This window comes from Pseudomonas sp. CNPSo 3701 (genome assembly GCF_028674975.1).
Lineage (GTDB): Bacteria > Pseudomonadota > Gammaproteobacteria > Pseudomonadales > Pseudomonadaceae > Aquipseudomonas > Aquipseudomonas straminea.
In genome coordinates this window covers 1-15,140 of record NZ_JAQZSI010000001.1, presented here as the reverse complement: position 1 = coordinate 15,140, position 15,140 = coordinate 1, and the positions used below count along the sequence as shown (strand labels likewise).

12 protein-coding genes and 1 pseudogene are annotated in these 15,140 nt (G+C 66.9%); 7 read left to right on the top strand and 6 right to left on the bottom strand.

Going from position 1 to position 15,140, the window contains the following annotated elements:
• Positions 1-2: 2 nt before the first annotated feature.
• The 4 genes from cobW (at position 3) to PVA39_RS00050 (ending at position 6,870) form a co-directional block, all read left to right on the top strand.
• Positions 3-1,052, top strand: coding sequence for a cobalamin biosynthesis protein CobW (cobW, locus tag PVA39_RS00065; RefSeq protein ID WP_274122255.1), 1,050 nt, complete (start codon positions 3-5; stop codon positions 1,050-1,052).
• 12 nt (positions 1,053-1,064) lie between these two features.
• Positions 1,065-4,793, top strand: a complete 3,729-nt coding sequence (cobN, locus tag PVA39_RS00060; RefSeq protein WP_274122254.1) for a cobaltochelatase subunit CobN — start codon at positions 1,065-1,067, stop codon at positions 4,791-4,793.
• Positions 4,794-4,825: 32 nt separating this feature from the next.
• The gene (locus tag PVA39_RS00055; protein ID WP_274122253.1) at positions 4,826-5,095 is read left to right on the top strand and encodes a hypothetical protein; all 270 of its coding nucleotides are present in this window, start codon (positions 4,826-4,828) and stop codon (positions 5,093-5,095) included.
• 164 nt (positions 5,096-5,259) lie between these two features.
• Complete coding sequence (locus tag PVA39_RS00050) at positions 5,260-6,870, top strand: ATP-binding cassette domain-containing protein (protein ID WP_274122252.1); 1,611 nt, start codon at positions 5,260-5,262, stop codon at positions 6,868-6,870.
• A gap of 92 nt (positions 6,871-6,962) precedes the next feature.
• Here PVA39_RS00050 and PVA39_RS00045 read toward each other — a convergent pair whose 3' ends face one another.
• From PVA39_RS00045 to PVA39_RS00035, 3 genes are all read right to left on the bottom strand, one after another.
• A complete protein-coding gene (locus PVA39_RS00045) occupies positions 6,963-8,051 on the bottom strand; it encodes a 3-deoxy-7-phosphoheptulonate synthase (RefSeq protein WP_274122251.1) in 1,089 nt (362 codons plus the stop codon).
• A gap of 270 nt (positions 8,052-8,321) precedes the next feature.
• The gene (locus PVA39_RS00040; protein WP_274122250.1) at positions 8,322-8,453 is read right to left on the bottom strand and encodes a hypothetical protein; all 132 of its coding nucleotides are present in this window, start codon (positions 8,451-8,453) and stop codon (positions 8,322-8,324) included.
• Positions 8,454-8,714: 261 nt separating this feature from the next.
• Complete coding sequence (locus tag PVA39_RS00035; RefSeq protein ID WP_443200922.1) at positions 8,715-9,293, bottom strand: TIGR00730 family Rossman fold protein; 579 nt, start codon at positions 9,291-9,293, stop codon at positions 8,715-8,717.
• Between the two features lie 105 nt (positions 9,294-9,398).
• Here PVA39_RS00035 and PVA39_RS00030 point away from each other — a divergent pair, with 105 nt between their 5' ends.
• From PVA39_RS00030 to PVA39_RS00020, 3 genes are all read left to right on the top strand, one after another.
• On the top strand, positions 9,399-10,406 hold the full coding sequence (locus PVA39_RS00030) for an ATP-binding protein (protein ID WP_274122249.1): 1,008 nt from the start codon (positions 9,399-9,401) through the stop codon (positions 10,404-10,406).
• 26 nt (positions 10,407-10,432) lie between these two features.
• On the top strand, positions 10,433-11,080 hold the full coding sequence (locus PVA39_RS00025) for a vWA domain-containing protein (protein ID WP_274122248.1): 648 nt from the start codon (positions 10,433-10,435) through the stop codon (positions 11,078-11,080).
• 67 nt (positions 11,081-11,147) lie between these two features.
• Positions 11,148-12,464 (top strand): leucine-rich repeat-containing protein kinase family protein, encoded by a 1,317-nt coding sequence (locus PVA39_RS00020; RefSeq protein ID WP_274122247.1) that lies wholly within the window; start codon positions 11,148-11,150, stop codon positions 12,462-12,464.
• 1 nt (position 12,465) lies between these two features.
• Here the strand turns inward: PVA39_RS00020 and PVA39_RS00015 are convergent, their stop codons facing one another.
• The 3 genes and pseudogenes from PVA39_RS00015 to PVA39_RS00005 all read right to left on the bottom strand — a co-directional run.
• Positions 12,466-13,221 (bottom strand): hypothetical protein, encoded by a 756-nt coding sequence (locus PVA39_RS00015; RefSeq protein WP_274122246.1) that lies wholly within the window; start codon positions 13,219-13,221, stop codon positions 12,466-12,468.
• Positions 13,222-13,265: 44 nt separating this feature from the next.
• Positions 13,266-14,582: an MFS transporter gene (locus tag PVA39_RS00010; RefSeq protein ID WP_274122245.1), complete on the bottom strand. Its 1,317-nt coding sequence runs from the start codon at positions 14,580-14,582 to the stop codon at positions 13,266-13,268.
• A 383-nt stretch (positions 14,583-14,965) separates the two neighbouring features.
• A pseudogene (locus tag PVA39_RS00005) lies at positions 14,966-15,140 on the bottom strand (aldehyde dehydrogenase (NADP(+))); the annotation flags it as partial.

The window sequence follows — 15,140 nt, the reverse complement described above, 5'->3', positions numbered from 1 at the left end:
CCATGAAAACGCTCGCCAAACTTCCCGTCACCATCGTCACCGGCTTTCTCGGTGCCGGTAAGACCACCTTGCTGCGCCATATGCTGGAAAACGCCGAGGGCCGGCGCATCGCGGTGATCGTCAACGAATTCGGCGAGCTGGGTATCGACGGCGAGATCCTCAAGCAGTGCTCCATCGGCTGCACCGAGGAAGAAGCCAATGGCCGGGTATTCGAGCTAGCCAACGGCTGCCTGTGCTGCACCGTGCAGGAAGAGTTCTTCCCGGTGATGCGCGAGCTGGTGGAGCGTCGCGGCGACCTCGACCATATCCTCATCGAAACCAGCGGCCTGGCCCTGCCCAAGCCACTGGTGCAGGCCTTCAACTGGCCGGAAATCCGCAACGCCTGCACCGTCGATGCGGTGATCACAGTGGTCGACAGCCCGGCAGTGGCTGCCGGCACCTTCGCCGCTTTCCCGGATCAGGTCGATGCCCAGCGCAAGCTCGACCCTAATCTCGACCACGAGTCGCCGCTGCACGAGCTGTTCGCTGACCAACTGGCCAGCGCCGACCTGGTGATCCTCAACAAGGCCGACCTGCTCGATGCCGAGGCGCTGGCCGCCGTGCGCGCCGAGGTGGCCGAGGAGCTGCCGTCGGCAGTCAAGGTAGTCGAAGCCCATGGCGGCTCGCTGCCGCTCAATGTGTTGCTGGGCCTGAACAGCGAGACCGAGCTGCACATCGAGGGCCGTCGCACCCACCACGACGATGAAGACGACGATCACGATCATGATGAATTCGACTCGTTCCACGTGGAACTACCGGAAGCGGACGAGGCGCGCCTGCTCGCTGCGCTGAAGGATGTGGTCGGCAAACACGGCATTCTGCGCGTGAAAGGCTTCGTCGCCGTGCCGAACAAACCCATGCGCCTGCTGCTGCAAGGCGTTGGCCAGCGCTTCGACAAGCATTTCGACCGCGCCTGGAAAACAGATGAAGCCCGAGTGACCCGCCTGATCGTGATCGGCCAGGAGCTGGATCACAGCGCCATCGCCGCCGAGCTGAAAGCGGCGCTGGCGTAACCGGCGCCCGTCATGCATCTGCTGCGTACCCAGCCCGGCCAATCGCTGCCGGCCGACAGCATCGCCGACCTCGGCCAGACGCCCGCCGAGCTGGTGGTGCTGTGCACCGGCGATTCGCACCTGTCGCTGCTGGCCGAAGTCGCCCGCCATCTGCCAGAGGATTACCCTAGCCTGCGCCTGGCCAGCCCGGCGCAACTGAGCAACAACGCCTCGGTGGATTTCTACGTCGAGCAGGTGCTCAGGCACGCCAAGGTCATCATGATTTCCGTGCATGGCGGCGTCAGCTACTGGCGCTATGGCATCGAGCGGCTGGTGGAGCTGGCAGGGCAGGGCAAGACGCTGATTCTTGTTCCGGGTTGTGACAACCCCGACCCCGAGCTCACGGCGCTGGGCAACGTGACCACCGAAGATGCCGAGCGGCTCTGGCAGTACCTGCGCCAGGGCGGTGTGGATAACGCCAGGCAGTTCTTCAACTGCATCGCCGATCGTTACCTGGGCCGTGACTATGGCTGGCAGCCGCCGCAACCACTGCCGCGGGTCGGCCTCTATCACCCGCGTATCGGCAACGCCTCGCTGCACGACTGGCGCGGCGACTGGCAGGCCGATGCACCGGTCGCCGCCTTGCTGTTCTATCGCACCCACGTGCAGGCGGCCAACACGGCCTTCGTCGACACCTTCTGCCAGCGCCTGCAGGCTCAGGGCCTCAACCCGTTACCCATCGCCGTGGCCAGCCTCAAGGAGGCAGCCTGCCTGGCGCAGGTGGAGGATTGGCTCGACGAAGCGGGCGCCAGCGTGATTCTCAACACCACCGGTTTCGCCCAGTCCAACCCCGAGTCGCCCCAGGCGCGTCCGTTCCGCCGCGACGTGCCGGTGCTGCAGGCGCTTTGCGCCCTGGACAGCGAAGAGCAGTGGCAAGGCAACGCCCAGGGCCTCGGCCCTCGCGACCTGGCCATGCACATCGCGCTGCCGGAACTGGATGGCCGGCTGATCACCCGGCCAATCAGCTTCAAGGGCCTGGCCTTTCGCAGTGAGCGTAGCCAGAGCGATGTGGTCTGTTACCGCGCGCACCTGCCGGGCATGGATTTCGTCGCCGAACTGGCGCGTCGTCAGGCCGACCTGCAGCGCCTGCCGGCTGTGGATAAGCGTGTTGCCCTGGTACTCGCCAACTACCCGACCCGCGATGGCCGAATCGGCAACGGGGTCGGCCTGGATACGCCAGCCGCGGCGCTGAATATCCTGTGCGCCCTGCAAGCCCAGGGCTATCCGGTCGAGGGCCTGCCGGACAGCGGCACCGCGCTGATCCACCAACTGCTCGGCGGCGTGACCAACGACCTCGACAATCTCGATCTGCGGCCCTGCGCCCAGAGCCTGGCGCTGGACGACTACCAGCGCTGCTTCGCGGCCCTGCCAGAGGTCAATCGCCAGGCGGTGCTGGAGCGCTGGGGCTCGCCGGAAAGCGACCCGATGTTCCGCGAGGGTCGGCTGATGATCGCTGGCCTGCGCTTCGGCCTGACCTTCGTCGGCATCCAGCCGGCACGGGGTTATCAGGTCGATGCCGCGGCGGTCTACCACGACCCGGACCTGGTGCCGCCCCACGGTTACCTGGCCTTCTATTTCTGGATGCGCCACGTATACGGGGCCAATGCGGTGATCCACGTCGGCAAGCACGGCAACCTGGAGTGGCTGCCGGGCAAGAGCGTCGGGCTTTCCGAAAGCTGCTGGCCGACGGCGATTCTCGGCGCGCTGCCGAACATCTACCCGTTCATCGTCAACGACCCCGGCGAAGGCGCCCAGGCCAAGCGCCGCACCCAGGCGGTGATCATCGACCACCTGATGCCGCCGCTGACCCGCGCCGAAAGCTACGGCCCGCTGCGCGATCTGGAGCGCCTGGCCGACGAATACTACGACGCCAGCCAGCTCGACCTGCGCCGCGCCAGCGAGCTGCGTGGCGAGATACTGCAGAAGGTGCGCGAGGCCAGCCTTGATCGTGAACTGGGCCTGCAGCTCAATGACGACCCCGCCAGCTGGCTGCCGCAGCTCGATGCCTACCTGTGCGACCTCAAGGAATCACAGATCCGCGATGGCCTGCACGTGTTCGGCGAGTCGCCGGCCGGGCAGTTGCGCCGCGACACGCTGCTGGCGCTGCTGCGCATTCCGCGTGGCGACGGGCAGGGCGGCAATGCCAGCCTGCTGCGCGCCCTGGCCAGCGACCTGGCACTCGATTTCGATCCCCTCGATTGCGACATGGCGGCGCCCTGGGCCGGCCCACGGCCGGAAGTGCTGGTTAGCCTGGGCGACGAGCCCTGGCGCACGGTGGGCGATACCCGCGAGCGCCTTGAGCTGCTCGGGTTACGGTTGATCGAAGGGGCCGGGTCGGCCGGCCCGCTCAGCGAACTCGTGCTGCACGGTCTGCACGGCCAGATCGCTCCGCTGCTGGACGCCTGCGGTGACGCCGAGATGCACGGCCTGCTCAGCGCGCTCGAAGGCCGTTTCGTGCCGTCCGGCCCCAGTGGCGCACCGAGCCGGGGGCGGCTCGACGTGCTGCCCACCGGGCGTAACTTCTACTCCGTGGACGTGCGCAACCTGCCCACGCCCACCGCCTGGCGCCTCGGTGTGCAGGCCGCCGATCGCCTGCTCGAACGCCACCTGCAGGACGAAGGCGACCACCTGCGCCAGCTCGGGCTGTCGGTGTGGGGCACCGCGACCATGCGCACCGGCGGCGACGATATCGCCCAGGCCATGGCGCTGATGGGCGTGCGCCCAGTGTGGCAGGCCGGTAGCCAGCGGGTCGAGCGTTTCGAGGTGCTGCCGCTGGAGCAGCTCGGTCGCCCGCGGGTGGATGTGACCCTGCGGGTGTCCGGCTTTTTCCGCGATGCCTTCGCCAACCTGATCCGCCTGTTCGATGACGCCGTGCAGGCGGTTGCCGATCTGGACGAGGCACCGGACATGAACCCGCTGTCCGCCCGGGTCTGGGAAGAAGCGCTGGTGCTGCAGGACGGCGGGTTGGACGAACACCAGGCGCGGTGCCAGGCTGGCTGGCGGATTTTCGGCTCCAAGCCGGGGGCCTATGGGGCCGGCGTGCAGAACGCCATCGAAGAACGCCTGTGGGAAAACCGCGCGGACCTTGCCGAGGTCTACCTGAATTGGGGTGGCTACGCCTACGGCAAGGGCGTCGAGGGCGCACCGGCCCGCGAGCAGTTCGCCGAGCGCCTGGAGCGCATGCAGGCGGTGCTGCACAACCAGGACAATCGCGAGCACGACATCCTCGATTCCAACGATTACTACCAGTTCCAGGGCGGCATGCTGGCGGCAGTGGAAACCTTGCGCGGGGGCAAGGCGGCCAGCTACTTCGGCGACAACAGCCAGCCCGACACGCCTCGCATCCGTACCCTCAAGCAGGAACTGGCCCGCGTGGTACGCGCCCGTGCGGCCAACCCGAAGTGGATCGAGGGCATGAAACGCCATGGCTACAAGGGCGCCTTTGAACTGGCCGCGACCATCGACTACCTGTTCGCCTTCGACGCCACCAGCGAGCTGGTCGACGACCACCAGTACGCCCTGCTCACCGACGCCTACCTGATGGACAGAGACACCCGCGACTTCATCCAGCAGCACAACCCCGGCGCACTGCAGGACATCATCGAACGTCTGCTCGAAGCCCAGCAGCGCGGCCTGTGGCAGGAGCCGGGCGAGTACTGCGAGGCCTTGGAAAACCTGCTGCTCGATAGCGAAGAGTTCTGATCACATTGGCCCGTCAGGCAAAGGAGTCACAGATGGACTCTGTACGAAAAATCGTCGCTTGGTGGCGTCAGCCGATCACTCGAAAGGATCGCTGGTTTGCCGCGCTGTGCGGGGCGATGGGTGGGCTCTGGATTGGCCTGCTGACCTGCATGATGATTGCTACGGGACCTGTGAGCCTGCTGATCTGGGGAGTCTCGGCGCTGTCGGGGGCGGTCGTCTGCGCCGTGCTGGGCGCCATGTTCCCTCGTCTTGTCGGTGTCCTTACGTTCCCGCTCACGCTGCTTGGTTTTGGTTGGGGCTGAGCGCCCATCAGTTGCCTGGATGATTTTTCCAGGGTTATCCTGCCTGCTCACTTCTTCTAGGAGTTTCGTCCAATGCGCCAGTAATGCCGTCGTGTTCGCACGACCTGTGATCGTCCGCCGTGGCCTTGTGCCGCGCGTTTTCACGGCGTTGCCTGGAGTCATTCATGACGAACTCGCCTGTTCTCGCGCTCGAGCGCGTGTCCTTTCATTTCCCCGATGGCCAGCCACTGTTCGATGAGCTGAGCGAAACCTTCGATGCCCGCCACACTGGCCTGGTAGGGCGCAACGGCGCCGGCAAGAGTGTGCTCGGCCGGCTGCTCGCAGGCCTCTTGCAGCCAAGCGCCGGGCGCATCGTGCGGCAGGCCCGGGTTGCCTATCTGCCCCAGGCTATCGACGTGGACGACACCACCCGCGTCGTCGACCTGATGGGCTTCGCGGCACCTTACGATGCGCTGTGTCGAGTGGCCGACGGGCGCATGGGGGAGAACGATATCGAGCTGCTCGACGGCCGCTGGGATATCGCCGAGCACTTGCATCTGGCGCTGCAGGATGACGGCTTGGCGCATCTCGCGTTGCACGACCCAGCCGCCCAGCTCAGCGGAGGTGAGCGTACGCGGGTGGCGCTGCTCGACGCGTTTCTGGGCGATGCCGACCTGCTGATTCTCGACGAACCCAGCAACCACCTGGATCGGGCCAGCCGGCTGCGCCTCTATCGGCGCCTGCAGCAGTGGCCGGGTGGGCTGGTGGTGATCAGCCATGATCGCGAACTGCTGGAGGGCATGCAGCGCATCGTCGAACTTTCGCCTTTAGGGTTGCGCGCGTATGGCGGCAACTATGGTTTTTACCGCGAGGCGCGACAGCGCGATGAGCAAGCCGCCCAGCAGGCCCTGGCGCATGCCCGTAGCGAACGCAAACGCGGCGAGCGTGAACTGCAGGCCCAGCAGCAACGCCAGCAGCGCCGCACCGCCAGCGCAAGCCGAGATGCACGGCATGCCAATCAGGCGCAGATTCTGCTGGATCGCCAGAAGGGTCGCAGCGAGGCCAGCGCCGGCCGGTTGCAGCAGCGCCTGCAAGCGGTCAGCCGCGACCTCGACGACGCCGTGCGCGATGCGGCGCAGCGGGTGCACGAAGGCCACTCCATTCAACTGCATGCTAAGGCTGGCGGCCTGGCCGAGGGCAAGCGGGTGCTCAGCCTGCGGGGCGTGCGGGCGCCCTACTCAGGGGCCGTCTTGCCGGACATCGAGCTGTTCGGTCCACGCCGGCTGGCCATCAGCGGGCCTAACGGTTGTGGCAAGTCGAGCCTGCTGGCGATGCTTGCCGGGCGGCTGGCCGCCGTTGCCGGCGAGTGTCGGGTCGAGGTGCCGCTGGCCTATCTGGATCAGCAGCTTTCCTGCCTGCCGGGCGATGAAACGGCGCTGGATCACCTGCGTCGCTGCAGCCCTGGGCTGCCCGAGGCACTGGCCCGTACGCGACTGGTTCACCTGGGGCTCGATGCCCAGCGTGCCGTGCTGCCGTGCCGCCAGCTCAGCGGCGGTGAGCGCCTCAAGCTGGCGCTTGCCGGGGTGATAGACGGGGAATTGGCAGCGCCCCTGCTGCTGCTCGACGAGCCCGACAACCACATCGACCTCGACTCGCTGTTGGCCGTCGAGGCCATGCTGCGCGACTACCGCGGGGCGCTGATCGTCGTCTCCCACGACGCCGCGTTCATCGAGGCATTGGCCATCACCGACCGCCTGGAGTGGACGGCCCAGGGCTGGCAGTACGAGCGGGCGTGATCCGTAAATCCACGTGGTAGCCCGTGTTCGAGCGCAGCGATACCCGGGAAAGCTGTCCTGGGTATCGCTACGCTCAACGCCAGGCTACGAGGTCAGACCAGATGACGCATGCGGATGGCGGCGTCCACCAGCATGCGTTCGGTGCCGGCCCAACCCAGACAACCGTCGGTGATCGACACGCCGTAGCGCAGCTCACCGCCCAGGCTCTGAGCGCCGTCGAACAGGTGGCTTTCGATCATCACCGCCCGCAGGGCGCCGTCGCCGGCCAGGCGCTGGTCGAGCACGCTGCTCAGCACCTCGGGCTGGCGCAGCGGGTTCTTGCCGCTGTTGGCATGGCTGCAGTCGACCATGATGCGTGGCGCGATGCCCTGGCGCTCCAGCTCGGCGCGCGCGGTGGCGACGCTGGCGGCGTCGTAGTTCGGCCCCGCGTGGCCGCCGCGCAGCACCAGGTGGGTATCCGGGTTGCCGCGGGTGTGCACCAGTGCCGGGCGGCCGTGGCCGTCAATGCCGAAGTGCTGGTGAGCATGGGCTGCCGAGCGCATGGCGTCGCAGGCGATGCCGAGGCTGCCGTCGGTGCCGTTCTTGAAGCCCACCGGCATCTCCAGTCCGCTGACCAGTTCGCGATGCACCTGGGACTCGCTGGTGCGTGCGCCAATCGCCGCCCAGCCGAGCAGGTCGTCGAAGTAGCCGGCCACCAGTGGCTGGAGGATCTCGCTGGCCAACGGCAGGCCCAGCTCCAGCAACTTGAGCATCAATTTTCGCGAACGACGCAGGCCTTCGGCCATGTCGCCACTGCCATCCAGTGTCGGATCGTATACCAGGCCTTTCCAGCCCACCGTGGTGCGCGGCTTCTCGACGTAGGCGCGCATCACCAGCAGCAGGCGATCGCCCACACGCTGGCTCAGTGCGGCCAAGCGCTCGGCGTACTCGAGTACGGCGGCATCGTCGTGCAGGGAGCAGGGGCCGACCACCACCAGCAGGCGCGGGTCATGGCCATCGAGAATGGCGCGGATCGACTGGCGTTGCTGCTGCACCTGGCGGGCGAGGGCGGTCGAGAGTGGCAGCTCTTCGCGCAATTGGGCGGCGGTAGGCAGAGGCGAGGTGTGGCGACGGCTCGGGGCGGCGACCAGGTGCAGGTCGGCGGCTTTGGCGGTGGAGCGGGAATTGACGGCTACGGACATGGTGATTTCCTCGGCCGGCGCGGACGTTACCGCGCGCGGCGCACTATCGGGCTCGATGGGATGTTCGATTGAGTGGTTGAGCGGCGTGAGCGCCGGTAAATCGCCAGCTGTAGCGGTAATAGGTCTGGTAGGTGGCGTATGCAGTCATGGTGAAATCCTCTGTGAACGATCGATGTGCCGGAAAAACAAAACCCCCGGTCGGGAGGCCGACCGGGGGTTTCGAGAAACTGTCTGGTGGCGACCCTGAGTTGCTAGGGCGCCTGTGGGGTATCAGGCGCGCCTGTGGCTAAACCAATACCCATAAAAATACGAGGCGACGACGACCACGGATGCCTGGGCACGTGCGATCACGATGCAGGCTGCATCGAGGCGAGTGGCGTTCAGGATCGGGGATGTGGACATGTGCGGCTCCGTTGAATGGGCTCGAAAGTAATCCAAGGGTGTGTGTGATTGCAAGCGTTGGAATCGCTTCACGATCTGCAGCGTGCCGCTTGCAGCCGTTTCATGTATGGCTGCAAAAAGGCGTGAGCGAACATCGGCCTGCTTTTTGTGGGAGCGCGCCATGCGCGCGAAATCGCGGGCGTGGCCCGCTCCCACAGTGGATCGCCGCATGGCCGTTATCGCCTTGCATCGGCCAAGGCCTGACTCTGGCCTGCCAGGTGCTCAGGTTTCCTGCCTGCCGATCCACTTGCCCACGGTCGGCGCTTGATAGCCATCGATCGCCGCCAGCAGCGCGTCGATATCCTGTTCGACGATCAGCATCTCGCGGTGCGGCGCCTTGACGAAGGCTTCGTCGACCATGTGATCGAGGAATGCCGCGAGGCGGTCGTAGTAACCGTTGATATTGAGCAGCGCGCAGGGCTTCTGGTGATAGCCCAGTTGTGCCCAGGTCCATACCTCGAAGAGTTCTTCCAGGGTGCCGACACCGCCGGGCAGGGCGATGAAGCCATCCGACAGTTCGGCCATCAGCGCCTTGCGTTGGTGCATGGAGTCGACGATGCGCAGGTCGTCGAGGCCGGTGTGGGCGACTTCCTTCTCCCACAGCGAACGCGGGATCACCCCGATCACTTCGCCACCGGCTTCGAGCGCGGCGTTGGCCACGGCGCCCATCAGGCCGACGGACGCGCCGCCGTACACCAGTCCGATGCCGGCCTCGGCGAGGGTTTTGCCGAGGCGCGTGGCGGCCTCGAGGTAAACGGGATTGGAGCCCGCGTTGGAGCCACAGAAAATGCACAGGCGCATCGAAATCTCCCTGATGGTTCGGCACCAGCGACCTTAGCAGACGAGCGGGGCAGCGCACGACCGCTCGCTGGTACAATGCCGCCTTTGCCCAGCCCGGATCGCCCCATGACCGACACCGTCCATTTCCCTCTCGCCGCCGTGGTCGGCGCCGACTCCCTGAAATTGGCGCTGTGCCTGGTGGCGGTCGATCCGGCCATCGGCGGCGTGCTGATCGAAGGCCCGCGGGGCATGGCCAAGTCGACCCTGGCCCGTGGCCTGGCCGCGCTGTTGGAAAGCGGCGTGTTCGTCACCCTGCCGCTGGGCGCCAGCGAAGAGCGCATCGTCGGTACCCTCGACCTGGACGCGGCCCTGGGCGAAGGCCGCACGCAGTTCTCGCCGGGCCTGCTGAGCAAGGCCCATGGCGGCGTGCTGTACGTCGATGAGGTCAACCTGCTGCCCGATCATCTGGTCGACCTGCTGCTGGATGCGGCGGCCAGCGGCGTCAATCATGTCGAGCGTGACGGCATTTCCCACCGCCACGCTGCGCGCTTCGTCCTGATCGGCACCATGAACGCCGAAGAAGGCGAGCTGCGCCCGCAACTGCTCGACCGCTTCGGCCTCAACCTGGCCCTGGATGGCCAGCCGCAGCCGGGCGCGCGCGCTGAGATCGTCCGCCGCCGCCTGGCCTTCGATGCCGATCCCCAGGCGTTCGTTGCCAGGTGGGCCGAGCAGCAGCAGGCCCTGGCCGCGCGCTGCGGGCAGGCGCGCGCGCGCGTGGCGAGCATCGCCCTCGATGACCGGGCGCTCGACGCCATCACCGAGCGCTGCTTCGCCGCTGGCGTCGATGGCCTGCGCGCCGATCTGGTCTGGCTGCGCGCCGCCCGCGCCCACGCCGCTTGGCGCGGTGCCGATGCCATCGGCGAGGAAGATATCGAGGCCGTGGCCGACTTCGTGCTGCGCCACCGTCGTCGCCACACGCCGCGGCAACAGCAGGCACAACCGCCAGCCAGCCCGCCGCCCCAGGCGCCGAGCGAACAACCCGCTGCAGGCCAAGGGCAGTGGGGCGAGCTGCCCGCGCAGGCGCAACGCACCGGCGAGCGCCGCGAGCCGCCGCGCTGGGCAAAAAAGCCCTAGGCATTCCCCCGCGCGCCAAAGCGGGGATGGATGCCAGACCGACACCAGGCAAACAGGCAGGCGGGCGCAGCGGAGCCAAGCGGCGTGGCGACAGCGGTGCCATCGACTGGCTCGCCACCTTGCTGCAAGGCAAGCCCAGGCGTCGTGCCGACCTGCAACACCGCCCGCGCAGCACCGCCCCTACACAGCTGTGGCTGATCGTCGTCGATGCTTCGGCCTCGACCCGCCGCCACGGCGCCCTGAGCAAGGCCAAGGGCCTGCTCGCCGAGTTGTTCGAGCGGGCCTACCGGGAGCGTGCCCGCATCGCCGTGCTCGACGCCCACGGCGCGCAGCCGCAATGGCACTGGCAGGGCCAGAAAGCCTCCGGCGCCCTGCAAGGCTGGTTGGGTGACCTCGGCGCAGGCGGTGGCAGCCCGCTGATCCCGGCCCTGCAGCAGGCCCACGACTGGCTGCAGCGCCGGCAACGCCTCAAGCCCGGCGAGGCGCAACGCCTGCTGGTGGTCACCGACGGGCGTTTGCGCGAATGGCCGGCGCTGGCGCCCAGCCCATGCCCGGCCACACTGGTGGATATCGAGTGCGCGCCGATCCGTCTGGGGCGCGCCGCGCAACTGGCGGGTGAGCTGGGTGCGGACTACTGCCATATCGAGTCGCTGCCCCAGCTGCCCCGGCTCTGAGCGTTTCCTTGGCCACCTGGCGTTGCCGTAGACTGGCGCGCCAACTCCGCAACAAGGCCAACCCTCGATGCACACCCTCGACCAATTGCGTTCCGGCCAGCTCAAGGGCATCAGCCGCCTCGATCTGTCCGCGTCGCTCACGCACTTTCCCGAGGAAATATTCACCCTGGCCGACAGTCTGGAAGTGCTCAACCTGAGCGATAACCAGCTCAGCGACCTGCCCGAGGACCTGCACCGGTTGCATCGCCTGCAGGTGCTGTTCTGCTCGAACAACCGCTTCGAGCATGTGCCCGAATCCGTGGGGCGCTGCCCGTCACTGCGTATGGTCGGCTTCAAGTCCAACCGTATTCGCCAGCTGAGTGCGGGGGCGCTGCCGCCGCGTCTGCGCTGGCTGATTCTTACCGACAACTGCCTGGAAACCCTGCCCGCCGAGCTGGGCGACTGCAGCGAGCTGCAGAAGCTGATGCTGGCCGGTAACCGCCTGCGTGAGCTGCCGGCGAGCCTGGCGCGGCTGCACAAGCTGGAGCTGCTGCGCATCGCCGCCAACCAACTGCCCGCCTTGCCGGATTTCCTGCTGCAACTGCCCAGCCTGGCGTGGCTGGCCCATGCCGGAAACCTCTTCGATGAAGCGGGCGCGCTCGAGTCCCATGCGCCCGATGTGCACTGGGCGGACTTGCAGCTGGGCGAGGTACTGGGCCAGGGCGCATCGGGCATCATCCACCGCGCCGACTGGCAGCGGGCCGATGGCCAGCGCCAGGCCGTGGCCCTGAAACTGTTCAAGGGGCAGATGACCAGCGATGGCACACCCCAGAGCGAAATGGCCGCGTGCCTCACGGTCGGCCAGCATGCCAATCTGATCGGCGCGATTGGCCGCGTCGTCGACCATCCGCAAGGCGAGCAAGGTTTGTTGCTGAGCCTGGTCGAGCCGCGTTTCAGCATCCTCGCCGGGCCGCCGAGCCTGGAAAGTTGCAGCCGCGATGTCTACCCGAGCGACTGGGGCGCGCTGTTCGCGAACGCGCTGCGCACTGCCAGTGGCATCTCCTCGGCGCTGCGTCACCTGCACGAGCGAGGCGTCACCCATGGCGATCTCTATGGCCATAACATCCTGATCGACGAGGCTGGCAACGCGCTGCTCGGTGACTTCGGCGCGGCGTCTTTGCTGCCTGCCGCCGCGCCGGCACAACGGGCGTTGCTGCAGCGCATCGAGGTGCGCGCGTTCGGCATCTTGCTCGAGGAGCTGCTGCAGCGCTGCGACATGCCAGCTGGGCACGCAGCGCAGTTGGCCGAGCTGGTGCGGCACTGCCAGCAACCGGAGGTCGGCGCCCGCCCGGATTTGATCGAGCTCGATACGGTGCTGGCAGATCTGCTCAGGCAGCAGGCTTGAGCTACTCGGTGTAGCGCAGCACCAGTAGCTCGCGCTCGAGGCTGTCTTTGAACAGCGCGCTAACCTGAGAGATGTTTTCTTCGCCGGCATACAGGCGTACCAGCAGGTCGAGCAGCCTCGAGGCCTGCTGCGCATCAAGCGCTCGAGTACGGCGGAAGGCGATCAGGCTGGCGCCAAGGCCGAACAGACGGTAGCCGTAGTTATCTTCCAGGTGCTCGGCCAGGCGGAAGTTCTCCATCGGCGACAGGTCGCAGGAAAAGTAGCCGTTGGCGAACCCATAGAGCGACTCGCAGGCGCGCTGCGCGGCAATACGCAGCAGATAGCATTCGCTGTCCAGTTGTGAGGCCAGATCCTTATTGGCGGCCTGCAGTTCTGACAGGCTTTCTTCGTTCAGACGCAGATCCTTGTCGAAGATGCTGTCGAACGAGGTTTGCGGCAATAGGCGCCCAAAGCCCAGGCGACGAATGTGCAGACGTTGCGCCACCGTCAGGTCTTCCCGCGGATAGCCGTTTTCCAGCCAGCTCGGCTCGATACCGGCGGACTCCAGCCAGTCACCGCTGTCGAGATCGTGGTAGTTGCTGGCGTGCATCGAGGTGTAGAGCGCCTGGCCGAGATCTTCCAGGGTAAACAGGTGCTGGTGGCCGGTTGGAGCTTCGTCGTATGCCTTGAGCAGCTCAGCCTGGCTGATCGGGCCATGAAGTCTGTAGCACTGGCCGATCAGGCGGTCGTCGGGTTGGGGATCGAGTTCGAGTCGCATGGCAAGCCCACCGAGATTGAATGGGCTGCATCATAACGTGGCCGTTACTTCATCGGCTCATCCAGCGAACGCTTCGACGACTCCGGCAGCGCCAGGCCGCCAGCCAGGGCCAGCAGGGCGATGGCGATCAGGTAGAAGGCCGGTGACATGCGGTTGCCGGTCGCCTCGATCAGCCAGGTGGCGACCAGCGGGGCGGTGCCGCCGAATACCGTGTAGGCCAGGTTGTAGGTGAACGCCGAAGCCGTGTAGCGCACCCGGGTGGGGAACTGCTCGGACAGCAGCACGGCCGTCACCACGCCGCAGATTACCGCGCCCACGGCCAGCAGCATCGCGCCCACCGCCGAGGCCCACAGGGTGCCGGAGGCGGCCAGGGTGAAGGCTGGATACACCGCGACGATCAGCGCGATGCCGGCGGTGAGGATGGTGCGGCGGCGGCCGACTCGGTCCGAGTAGCGGCCCACCAACGGGCACAGCAGGGCGGCGAAGAACAGCGCCACCAGGCTGGCGAGCAGGGCAGTCGGCCGCGCCGCGCCGCCGACCACCTGCATGTAGGTGGTCAGGTAAGTGGTGAACATGTAGAACGACAGCGCCGTGGCGGAGATGAACGCCGACAGGCACAGCACGGTGCCGCCATGCTCGCGCAGGGTTTCGCGCAGCGGCGAGTGTTCGGGTTGGGCTTGCGCTGCCAGGGCCTGGAAGGCCGGCGACTCGTCCAGACGCAGGCGCATGTACAGGCCGACCAGACCCAGGGGCGCGGCGATCAGAAAGGGCACGCGCCAGCCCCAGGCCTGCATTTGCGCTTCGTCCAGCCAGATGCCCATGCCGAAAACCAACCCGGCCGCACAGGCGAAAGCCGCGAAGGTGGAGACCGGCACGAAGCTGCCATAGCGCGCCTTCTGCTCGGTGGGCGCGTGCTCCATGACGAAAGCGCAGGCACCGGCGTATTCACCACCGGCAGAGAATCCCTGCAGGCAGCGGGCCAGGGCCAGCAGCAGCGGGGCGACCAGGCCGATGCTGGCGTAAGTGGGTAGCAGACCGATCAGGGTGGTGGCGCCGGCCATCAGCAGCACGGTTATCGACAGCACGCGCTTGCGGCCGATGCGGTCGCCGAGAATACCGAAGACGATGCCGCCCAGCGGGCGCAGTGCGAACGATACGGCGAACACCGCGAAGGTCTGCAGCAGGGCCAGGGTCGGGTCGCCTGGTGGAAAGAACAGCGAGGCGATGGTCACGGCAAGAAAGCCGTAGACCGCGAAATCGAACCACTCGACGAAGTTGCCGATGGCCGAGGCGGCGATCACTTTGCGCAGGATGCGCAAGTCGACCGGCACAGCCGGTTGTGGATAAGTGGTTACGCTCATGACTGCCTCCCGCAGTTGCCCAACGTTCGGACACGTCTGGCTCGGGCCTTGGCGTCCATCTGTGGATAACCTACGTGGCTCGCCGGGTATGGCGGGGTTCGAGTGCGACCTGGGGGTAGTCGTGAGCGACAGCGCAGGCCTTGGCAGCCCTGGAGCTTCGAGTGTTGTGGTGGATAAGCTTTGCGTTATCCACCCTAGCTGCGGGAGCGCGCCATGCGCTCGAACGAATCACGGGCATGGACTGGGCGTCCCCGCCCGCTCCCACTGCGATCAGTGAATACCTTCTGCCGTAGCCTGGGTCGAGCGCAGCGACACCCGGGAACACGCCGCCCACAAAAAAACCGACCCTGAGGTCGGCTTTCTCGTCGCAGCGAAGCGGGCGCTTACAGCGCGTCGCGGCTGCTGGCGCCATCCACCAGGCGGGCGATCTGCAGCGGGTTGGCGTTCTTCAACGCGTCCGGCAGCAGGGCATCCGGGCAGTTCTGGTAGCACACCGGGCGCAGGAAGCGGTCGATGGCCAGGGTGCCGACCGAGGTGCCGCGGGCGTCGGAGGTCGCC

Bases quoted from the DNA above. Each gene is read 5' to 3' on its own strand.
- PVA39_RS00035 (WP_443200922.1), bottom strand. From the start codon at position 9,293: ATGCGCCTGTGCATTTTCTGTGGCTCCAACGCGGGCTCCAATCCCGTT.
- PVA39_RS00015 (WP_274122246.1), bottom strand. From the start codon at position 13,221: ATGCGACTCGAACTCGATCCCCAACCCGACGACCGCCTGATCGGCCAG.
- PVA39_RS00025 (WP_274122248.1), top strand. From the start codon at position 10,433: ATGGATGCCAGACCGACACCAGGCAAACAGGCAGGCGGGCGCAGCGGA.
- PVA39_RS00050 (WP_274122252.1), top strand. From the start codon at position 5,260: ATGACGAACTCGCCTGTTCTCGCGCTCGAGCGCGTGTCCTTTCATTTC.
- PVA39_RS00020 (WP_274122247.1), top strand. From the start codon at position 11,148: ATGCACACCCTCGACCAATTGCGTTCCGGCCAGCTCAAGGGCATCAGC.
- cobW (WP_274122255.1), top strand. From the start codon at position 3: ATGAAAACGCTCGCCAAACTTCCCGTCACCATCGTCACCGGCTTTCTC.
- PVA39_RS00045 (WP_274122251.1), bottom strand. From the start codon at position 8,051: ATGTCCGTAGCCGTCAATTCCCGCTCCACCGCCAAAGCCGCCGACCTG.
- cobN (WP_274122254.1), top strand. From the start codon at position 1,065: ATGCATCTGCTGCGTACCCAGCCCGGCCAATCGCTGCCGGCCGACAGC.
- PVA39_RS00030 (WP_274122249.1), top strand. From the start codon at position 9,399: ATGACCGACACCGTCCATTTCCCTCTCGCCGCCGTGGTCGGCGCCGAC.
- PVA39_RS00055 (WP_274122253.1), top strand. From the start codon at position 4,826: ATGGACTCTGTACGAAAAATCGTCGCTTGGTGGCGTCAGCCGATCACT.
- PVA39_RS00040 (WP_274122250.1), bottom strand. From the start codon at position 8,453: ATGTCCACATCCCCGATCCTGAACGCCACTCGCCTCGATGCAGCCTGC.
- PVA39_RS00010 (WP_274122245.1), bottom strand. From the start codon at position 14,582: ATGAGCGTAACCACTTATCCACAACCGGCTGTGCCGGTCGACTTGCGC.